Origin of the sequence: Bacteroides togonis, assembly GCF_900130135.1 — a bacterium.
Classification (GTDB): domain Bacteria; phylum Bacteroidota; class Bacteroidia; order Bacteroidales; family Bacteroidaceae; genus Bacteroides; species Bacteroides pullorum.
This window is the reverse complement of the sequence record NZ_LT670827.1, coordinates 1-9,293: the sequence shown is the minus strand read 5'-3', so window position 1 is coordinate 9,293 and position 9,293 is coordinate 1. Positions and strand designations below refer to the sequence as shown.

At 54.6% G+C, this 9,293-nt stretch carries 10 protein-coding genes; 3 read left to right on the top strand and 7 right to left on the bottom strand.

Translation table 11 applies throughout. From position 1 onward, the window contains the following. The 3 genes from BQ8005_RS16690 to BQ8005_RS16680 all read left to right on the top strand — a co-directional run. The coding region (locus BQ8005_RS16690) for a VirE protein (protein ID WP_317044847.1) at window positions 1-1,815 on the top strand (1,815 nt) is incomplete at its 5' end. Continuing rightward, window positions 1,781-2,194, top strand: a complete 414-nt coding sequence (locus BQ8005_RS16685) for a DUF5675 family protein (RefSeq protein WP_075319325.1) — start codon at window positions 1,781-1,783, stop codon at window positions 2,192-2,194. The genes BQ8005_RS16690 and BQ8005_RS16685, both read left to right, overlap by 35 nt. Window positions 2,195-2,338: 144 nt before the next feature. Beyond that, complete coding sequence (locus tag BQ8005_RS16680; RefSeq protein WP_021846189.1) at window positions 2,339-3,007, top strand: AlkZ-related protein; 669 nt, start codon at window positions 2,339-2,341, stop codon at window positions 3,005-3,007. Window positions 3,008-3,055: 48 nt separating this feature from the next. On the opposite strand, the gene BQ8005_RS16675 is transcribed toward BQ8005_RS16680, so the two are convergent. The 7 genes from BQ8005_RS16675 to BQ8005_RS16645 all read right to left on the bottom strand — a co-directional run bounded on the left by BQ8005_RS16675 (window position 3,056) and on the right by BQ8005_RS16645 (window position 9,066). Then, window positions 3,056-4,630, bottom strand: coding sequence for a peptide chain release factor 3 (locus BQ8005_RS16675; RefSeq protein ID WP_075319324.1), 1,575 nt, complete (start codon window positions 4,628-4,630; stop codon window positions 3,056-3,058). Between the two features lie 39 nt (window positions 4,631-4,669). Next, a complete protein-coding gene (gene rfbD, locus BQ8005_RS16670; protein ID WP_075319323.1) occupies window positions 4,670-5,530 on the bottom strand; it encodes a dTDP-4-dehydrorhamnose reductase in 861 nt (286 codons plus the stop codon). Window position 5,531: 1 nt separating this feature from the next. Beyond that, window positions 5,532-6,074 (bottom strand): DUF4924 family protein, encoded by a 543-nt coding sequence (locus BQ8005_RS16665; RefSeq protein WP_075319322.1) that lies wholly within the window; start codon window positions 6,072-6,074, stop codon window positions 5,532-5,534. Window positions 6,075-6,086: 12 nt separating this feature from the next. Next, window positions 6,087-6,740 (bottom strand): LysE family translocator, encoded by a 654-nt coding sequence (locus tag BQ8005_RS16660; RefSeq protein WP_021846193.1) that lies wholly within the window; start codon window positions 6,738-6,740, stop codon window positions 6,087-6,089. A gap of 112 nt (window positions 6,741-6,852) precedes the next feature. Further along, window positions 6,853-7,896 carry an alcohol dehydrogenase gene (locus tag BQ8005_RS16655; RefSeq protein WP_075319321.1) on the bottom strand — a complete coding sequence of 348 codons (1,044 nt, stop codon included), beginning with the start codon at window positions 7,894-7,896 and terminating at the stop codon, window positions 6,853-6,855. 6 nt (window positions 7,897-7,902) lie between these two features. Next, window positions 7,903-8,238, bottom strand: a complete 336-nt coding sequence (locus BQ8005_RS16650) for a TIGR04076 family protein (RefSeq protein WP_075319326.1) — start codon at window positions 8,236-8,238, stop codon at window positions 7,903-7,905. A gap of 24 nt (window positions 8,239-8,262) precedes the next feature. Then, entirely contained in the window at window positions 8,263-9,066 is an 804-nt protein-coding gene (locus BQ8005_RS16645) for a TrmH family RNA methyltransferase (protein WP_021846196.1), read from the bottom strand. Between the last annotated feature and the right edge of the window lie 227 nt (window positions 9,067-9,293).

The window sequence follows — 9,293 nt, the reverse complement described above, 5'->3', positions numbered from 1 at the left end:
GCGGTGAAGGACCTGGCACGCTGCTCTTTTCTCGTGCCGCGCGAGTATGTGCTCTACCTGGACGAAGAGAGGCTTTTTGGAAATGAAGAATTAAGAATTAAGAATGAAGAATGGCCTGCGGATGGTGAAAATTCTTCATTCGGAGGCGAAGCCGACATTCTTCATTCTTCATTACCCAAGTTTAAGGGCGTACCATATAGTCAGATTATTCAACAATGGTTCAAGCTGGCAGGAGGCGAACCCGTGCAGGGCGAGCGCAACGACAAGCTCCACCGCCTGGCCTCGCACCTGCGCTACATTGCCGACAACGACGAGGCGCTGCTCCTGCAAGTGATGCCCCGCTACGGCCTGTCCGAGGAGGAGATGCGGGGGCTGATACACTCCGCCTGCTCGGCGAAATGGTACTCGATGCCGAAGATGATGCGACAAGCGATTGAAAATGAAGAACGAAAAATGAAGAATGAAGAATTGCCTGCGGATGATGAAAATTTTTCATTCGGAGGCGAAGCCGACATTCTTCATTCTTCATTACCCAAGCGCCTTCCTGCCCTGATAAAGCTCCTTGTGAGCCGTACGCCCGATGTTTACAAACCCGCCGTCGCACATGCTGTTTTCCCTGCGCTGGGGGTGCACTTGCACAAAGTACGCTTCCGCTACATCGACAACGTGGAGCACGAAGCCACCTTGATGAACGTGCTGATGGCCGGCACGGGCGCGGGAAAGGATTGCATCTCGGAGCCCATCAACCGCATCATGGCCGACATCCGCCGCCGCGATGAGGACAATCTCCGACGTGAGCGGGAGTGGAAGAACGAAGTCACCTCGAAGGGCGCCAACAAGGACAAGCGACAAAGGCCCGAAGGCTTGATCATTCAAGAGATTGACGCGGACATGACGAACCCCGCCTTCGTGATGCGCATGGCCGAGGCGGACGGACATTTTCTTTATACGAAGCTGAACGAAATCGACCAGTTCGACGCCCTTCGTGGAAGCGGACGGGGCGGCCAGCAATTCCAAATCATGTGCCTCGCCTTCGACCCCGGCAACCGCTACGGGCAGACGCGTGTGGGAGCGCAAAGCGTGACGGAGAAGGTGACCATCCGCTTCAATTGGAACGCCTCGACCACCATCCAGAAAGGGCGGCGGTACTTCTCAAAAGTTTTGACAGACGGACCCATCTCGCGCATCAACTTCTGCACCATCCCCGAGCGCGAAATCGGCGCGGACATGCCCGTCTATGGAACCTACGACGCCGCTTTCGACGAGGAACTTCGCCCCTACATCGAAAACCTCGTCAAGGCGCAGGGCTTGATAGATTGCCCGCAGGCCTACAAGCTCGCCCAAAAGCTCAAGGAAGAGTGTGCCGACTTCGCCCGCCTCTCGCAGAGCCGTGTGTACGAAAACCTCTCGTTTCGTGCCAACGTCATCGCTTACCTGAAGGCGTGCGTGCTCTACGTGGCGAACGGTTGCCGTTGGGACAAGACCTTCGAGGACTTCATCCGCTGGTCCTTGCAATACGACCTGGCTTGCAAGATGGAGTTCTTTGGCGATGCCATCGAAGCCGCCATGAACATGCCCGCACCCGACCCTCACAAACCCGGACGCCGCAACTTGCTGACCCTCCTGCCCGACGACTTCAGCTTCGACCAGGCCATGCGCGTGCGTCAGGAAGCGGGGCTCGACGCCAAGGGCACCAGCCACATGCTGAGCCAATGGAAGTTGCGCGGATACATCACAATTATCACAAATCACAATTACCGAAAACTAAAATACAGAAGCGATGGAATTGACCTTGACACGAACCGAAAAGACTAAAGACTACACCATGGGCCGCCTCGAGATAGACGGCGAACACTTTTGCGACACGCTGGAGCCTACGTGGCGCGACTTGGGCCCAGGCAGGCCCGGCCACAAGATAGCAGGCCGCACGGCCATCCCCGACGGACGCTACCCCGTGGCGGTCACCTGGAGCCCCAAGTTTAAAAAATGGCTGCCCCTGCTGCTCCACGTGCCCCAGTTCGAGGGCATCCGCATCCATGCCGGCAACACGCCCGACGACACGGAGGGATGCATCCTCGTGGGCCTGCGCGTGAAGCCCGGCAAGGTGCTCGACTCGCTCCTCTGGGAACATCGCCTCGTGCGCCGACTGGCCTCCCGCCCGCTGGGCGAAGGGGTGTGGATCAGCGTCGGCTGAGGGCGTACGCTTCAAGTGCACACACTCAAAATTTTCCGCACCAACATGACAAAAGATGAAATTAAACTTATAACTTTGAAGAAGCTAACGGGGGGAATGCATCGCATCCCTCCGTAGCAGAAAACCAATGGAGAACTCGAGAAAATGAGAAAAGAACGCTTACATTCCTGCCCCGAGCTGATAGACTACATCAACGAAATAGGCTTCCTGCCCCTGCTCAGCATGGGCGTCGAAGGCTGGTCGGCCGAAGAAGTGACGGACGAAGATTGCCAATACACCCGCCTGCCCGACGGCGGATGGGAATGGCCCCTCTGGACGTGGAAGGGCGCCATCCTTCAGGAGAGCGGATGCGCCTACGGCAAGTTCTTCCAAAACAAGGCGGCCTTCATCAGCCGCGAGTGGTGGCCGGACTTCTGCAACTATCGCCGGAGCGTCTGCCCCCGCCCCGAAGAAGGAAGCATCGAAGAAAGCATCCTCGACATCCTGCGGACCGAAGGGAGCCTCATCACCCGCGACCTGCGGGCGGCCTGTGGCTTCACAGGGCCGAAGATGCGGAGCCGCTTCGACGCCTACCTCACCCGCTTGGAGATGGGCGGCTATATCGTGACGGAAGATTTCGTCTATCCACACGACCGTCACGGACGGGAATATGGCTGGGGATGGTCTCTGCTCACTACGCCCGAAGCGCTCTTCGGACGCGAGGCTTGCCACCCCGACCGCACACCACAAAAATCGCGCGAGAGAATGCTCGACCATTTCAAAAAGATTTTGCCGAACATCCCCTCGCAAAAGCAAGACCTCCTGCTCAGATAATCCAAGCAAAACAGGCCTTCTGTATCTGTCCTATCTCCGCCGACGGCGTCAGAACTCGCTCGTGAAGTGGAACTTGATGTGCTTGAAGTCCATCTGCGCCATCTGGAGCACGTAGCCCGAGTCGGCCAGGAAGACGTCGCGCCCCTCGCGGTCCTTGGCCATGTACTGGTACTTGCGCTTCTTGAAGGCTTCGAGCTCGGCAGGGTCGTCGCTCTCGATCCAGCAGGCCTTGTAGAGGCTCACGGGTTCCCAGCGGCACTTGGCGTTGTACTCGTTCTCCAGGCGGTACTGGATGACCTCGAACTGGAGCTGGCCCACGGTGCCGATAATCTTGCGCCCGTTGAACTGGTTGACGAAGAGCTGGGCCACACCTTCGTCCATCAGCTGGTCGATACCCTTGGCCAGCTGCTTCTGCTTCATGGGGTCGGCGTTCTCGATGTACTTGAACATCTCCGGCGAGAAGCTGGGCAGGCCGCGGAAGTGGAGCTTCTCGCCCTCGGTCAGCGTGTCGCCTATCTTGAAGGTGCCGTTGTCCGGCAAGCCGATGATGTCGCCCGCCCAGGCCTCGTCGACGGTGGTCTTGCGCTGGGCCATGAACTGGGTGGGGCTGGAGAAGCGCATCACCTTGTCGTGGCGCACGTGGTAGTAGGGCGTGTTGCGCGAGAACTTGCCCGAACATACCTTGCAGAAGGCGATACACGAACGGTGGTTGGGGTCGATGTTGGCCGTAATCTTGAAGATGAAGCCGGTGAACTTGGGCTCGTCGGGCTGCACGTCGCGTTCCTCGGCCTTGACGGGACGGGGGCTGGGGGCTATCTTGACGAAGCAGTTCAGCAGCTCCTCGACACCGAAGTTATTCAACGCCGAACCGAAAAACACGGGAGCCACCTCGCCCTTGAGGTAGTCGCCGACATTGAACTCGGGATAGACGCCCTCGATAAGCTCCAGCTCGCTACGCAGGCGATCGGCCAGGTCGGTACCGATACGCTGGTCCAGTTCCTCGGTGTGGATGTCTACGGCCACCTTCTCCGTCACCACCTGTTTGGAGGGTTGGAAGAGGTTGAGGTTCTGCTCGTAGATGTTGTAGACGCCCTTGAAGCGGACACCGCTCTCGATGGGCCACGTCAGGGGACGCACGTGGATGTGGAGCTCTTCCTCGAGCTCGTCCAGCAGGTCGAAGGGGTCCTTGGCCTCGCGGTCCATCTTGTTGACGAAGATGATGACGGGGGTATTGCGCATGCGGCACACTTCCATGAGCTTGCGCGTCTGCGTCTCCACACCCTTGGCGCCGTCCACCACGATGATGACGCTATCGACGGCGGTCAGCGTGCGGTAGGTGTCTTCGGCAAAGTCCTGGTGACCAGGGGTATCAAGGATGTTGACCTTGTAGTCCTTATAGTCGAACTCCATGACCGAGGTGGTGACGGAGATACCACGCTGCTTCTCGATGTCCATCCAGTCGGACGTGGCGGTTTTCTTGATTTTGTTGCTCTTGACGGCGCCGGCCACCTGTATCTGTCCGCCGAAGAGCAGGAGCTTCTCGGTGAGCGAGGTCTTACCGGCATCGGGGTGCGCGATGATCGCAAACGTTCGTCTTCTTTCGATTTCCTGATTTGTTGCCATATATTTTCTTTTTCAGGTATGGATTACATTTTTCAATTTTCAACTTTCAATTTTCAATTTCTCCAAGCACTCGGCCAGCGATGCCTCCCAATGAGGGATGTCGATGCCATAGGTTTGCTTGATGCGCGTCTTGTCGAGCACAGAGTAGTGCGGACGGGGTGCCTTGGCCGGATATTCGTCCGTGTGCAAGGGGCTGACGCGACACGTGGTGATGCCCGCCAGACGATGAATGGCTATAGTGAAGTCGTACCACGAGCAGACGCCTTCATCGCTGAAGTGATAGATGCCGGGCACAATGCCCTGCTCGATGGCGGCAAAGATGGCCTGTGCCAGGTCGGCCGCATAGGTAGGCGTACCTATCTGGTCGAACACCACGCCCAGCGACTCGCGCTCGCGCCCCAGGCGGAGCATGGTCTTCACGAAGTTGTTGCCGAAGGTGGAGTAGAGCCAAGCGGTGCGTACAATCATGGCATGGCTACACTTCTGCATCACAACCTCTTCGCCCGCCAGCTTGGTGCGACCATAGACGGAGTTGGGACAGGGCGTATCGTCCTCGCGATAGGGCACGTGGGCCGTGCCGTCGAACACGTAGTCGGTAGACACCTGGATGAGAGCGGCCCCCATGGCTTCGGCGGCTTCGGCCAGGTAGCCGGGCGCCAGGTGGTTCAGACGATCGCAAAGCTCAGGATTGTCCTCGGCCTTGTCCACGGCCGTGTAGGCGGCGCAATTCACGACCACATCCACCCGACGGTCGGCGATGAAGGCACGCACGGCGTCGGCATCGCAAATGTCCAACTCCTGCACGTCGGTAAAGAAATAAGTGTGTTGCGGATGGGCGGCGGAGAGCACGCGCATCTCATTGCCAAGTTGACCGTTGGCGCCGGTTATCAGAATGTTCATATCAGTCGTCCAATTTGAGTTCTCCCTTTTTGTCCTTGTCGTAATAGTTGGCCAGCATCGAGACGAAAGCGCTCACGGCCTCCATCGCCTTGGCCGTCCCCTCGCTGATCTCCTTCTTCTGCAAACGCAGGAGCAAGACGCCATAGAGGGCTTCGAAGCAGGTCTCCAGCTCGGGCTCGTCCTTGTGACCATTGCGTTGGCGAAGCTCCACGATGAAAGGCAGCGCCTTGAAGTAGGCCGCGTTGTAGAAAGGATACTTCGTGGAGGCCAGCAGGGCGCCGTGTAGCTCGGTGAGGTTCTGGATGACGTTACGGTTGATTTGCAGGTGTCCCTTCTCCACCACCCCCTCGGCGCGCATCATGTCGCACAGGTTGGCATACCATTCTTCGAGTGCCGGACGTTGGTCTTCAGGATAACGATCGATGACCTGCTCGCGCAGGCGGTCGATGTCGCACCCGTTGGCACGTATCAGGTCTTCCACCTGCCACATGTATATCAAATATTCGGCAATGTTCTGTTCTTTTAGTTTTTTAGCGATTATCATTTCTGTTGACAACTAATACAAGGATTCTCCCATCAAAGTGAACACCAGGCCCAGTATCGACACGATGGCCACAATGCTACCAATCACACGATTCAATATCCAAATGCCGCGCAGGTTGAAGCGAGCGCGCACTTTGTTGACAAAATAAGTGATGCCGAACCACCACGAAAGGGCTCCCAAGGCAATGGCCAGATAGCCCGTGACGGCCTCGAACAGGAGTACGCCCGGACTGATGAACGCAAAGCGGGCGAAAAGTCCGACAAAAAGCAGAATGATAAGCGGGTTGGAAAGCGTAACAAAAAACGCCGTAATGAAATTATGCAAATACGTACCTTTACTGGTAGATACAGGGCGAAGTGAATGCACAGGATTGCTTCGGAAAGTATAGATACCAAAAGCCAGAAGCAAGACACTACCGAAGAGCTGAAGGTAAAAAATGTTCTTATTGACATAATCGAACACAAAGCTCATGCCATAGCCCGTCAGGAGGGCATAAAAGATATCGCTCATCGCGGCACCAATGCCCGTGACGAAACCATACCAACGGCCCTTATTCAACGTACGCTGGATGCATAATACACCCACAGGGCCCAGCGGCGCCGACACAATGACGCCGATAATAAAGCCCTTCCACAAGATATTGAATATGGTCTCCAACTGAATCATGGGTGCAAAGATAGTGCAAAGCGAGGGAAGTACAAAAGCGAAAACAGAGTTTTTGAGTTTTTGACTTTTTACGTCCGAGGTTCACCCTTCTTCCATTTTCCACACTTTTTTATCAACCCAACTTTCCGATCACCGCCACCTTGATAACTCCATCCAGCCGATTCTCGAACACGTGATAAGCCTTTTCAATCTCCGAAAGAGGGAAACGGTGAGTTATAAGCGGCGTAGTATCAATCTGGCCTTCGGCAATCAGACGAAGAATCTCTTCACAATCGCATCCATCCACACCGCCCGTCTTAAACGTAAGGTTCTTGCCATACATGTCGGGCAAGGGAAGAACTTGCGGACGGTCATAGAGGGCCACTACGGTAACAATCGCGTTCGGACGAGCACACTCCCATGCCAGTCGGAAGGTGTCATCGGCACCTGCCACTTCAATAACCACATCTGCCCCGCCATGTGCGCTATTCGCCTGAACATACGTCTTACACTCTTCAGGAGAAACGACCTGAACCTCAGGATAATGCATACGCAGGAAGCGAGCTCGCTCAGCCGACTTTTCGCATACAATGATACGTTGAGGATGCTTCAGACGAGCACAAAGCAAGGTACAAATGCCCGTAGGGCCTGCGCCTATGATAAGTACCGTATCTTCTGGCTTTATTTCCGAAATACGCGCCGCCCAAAAGCCCGTAGCCAAAATGTCGCCCACGAACAAGGCTTGCTCATCGGTCACCCCCTCAGGAATACGATTCAATCCCTGATCGGCATGGGGCACACGGACATATTCAGCCTGTCCCCCATCGATGCGACAACCCAATGCCCATCCTCCATCAGGGTCTTCACAATTGTTCACATAGCCATGCTGGCAAAAAAAGCATTCGCCACAGAAGGTTTCGACATTGACCGTCACCCGATCGCCAGGCTTAACGCTATGCACATCCGTTCCTACCTGCTCGACTATTCCTACCATCTCGTGCCCAACGGTAATGCCTAGCACGGCACGAGGCACACTTCCATGTTTGATATGCAAATCGCTGGTACAGATGCTCCCAAGCGTGACGCGCACCAAGGCGTCATGCGAATCTTTCAGCGTGGGTATTGGTTTCTCTAGCAAGGCAAATCGTCCACGCTCCACGTACGTATATGCTAACATTTTATTTCAATTTTCAGGTTCTTCATTCTTTCCATTTTCTTCCTCCACGACTTCTATCAGGAAACTAACGGGGCGAAAGCCGTCGTTACACGAAATCATGGCCGAACGCTTGTTCTTCATCCATCCGTCATACAGATCTGTTGCCCCATATGCCAAAGCCATTACAAAAGGCGACATGCTTTGCCAAGCGCTCTCACAAAGCCCTTTCGGCTTTTCCCAACCATTGGCTATGAAGACTTGTCCTTCTTCCACATCGCAGGCATGCTCCAGCGGGTTTTCATAACGCTCCATCAAATCCTTGTAACAAGCTTTACGCATAACGGTGATTTTAATCTTCCTCATATCCGTATTCCCAGAATCCAACAATCAATCTTTATATCTCAATTCCCAAAAGGCAACCGCCGAAGCGGCCGCTACATTGAGCGAATCCACTCCATGTGCCATCGGTATGCGTACCACGTAGTCTGCTTCGGCAATCGTTTCCATCGGCAAGCCATCCCCTTCGGTCCCCATGACGATAGCCAATCGCGACTCGGCCTTCAAGGCAGGATAATCCAACGGCACCGACTGATCCGTCAAGGCCATGGCCGCCGTACGAAAACCCATACGGCTCAACTCTTCGAGCGAACCATCCAACCAAGTCCAAGGCACAAGAAACACTGATCCCATCGACACGCGTACAGCCCTACGATTCAAAGGATCACAAGAATTGCGCGTCAATAATACCCCATCAATACCCAAGGCTGCCGCCGAACGAAAAATAGCGCCGATATTAGTCGTATCCACTACTCCATTTATGACCACCACACGATGTGCATGCCTGCACACATCCTCCACACTTCGAGGAACAGGACGCCGCATGGCACAAAGTACACCACGCGTCAAGGTATAGCCCGTCAATTCGGCCAACAAATCGCGTTCACCTGTATAAATAGGAATCTCTGAACAACGGGTAACGATATCAACCGCATCTCCCGTTATATGCTTCCGTTCACACAAAAGCGCCAACGGTTCATAACCCGCATCCAAAGCAACACGAATCACTTTAGGACTTTCAGCTATAAAGATACCCTTGTCTGGTTCCAAGCGATTGCGCAACTGGGCTTCGGTCAAAGCGCCAAATATTTCGACACCAGGATGCTGAAGAGAAGAAATTTCAATAATAGGCATACTACTCTGCTATTTACCAAACAAAGATACACAATATATCCTAAACAAACACCCATTATAAAGAAAAAGGCGCAATCCTTTCATAAACCTCTATAAACACAAAGAAGGTGTGTCAAAAAGCACACCTTCTTTGTTTAGCACAAAGCCCCGACTTTCACAAGCTGGGGCTTTGTTATTACCTAAAGATTTTGTATCTTTAAGCCTAAAGATTTATACATATGGCAAAG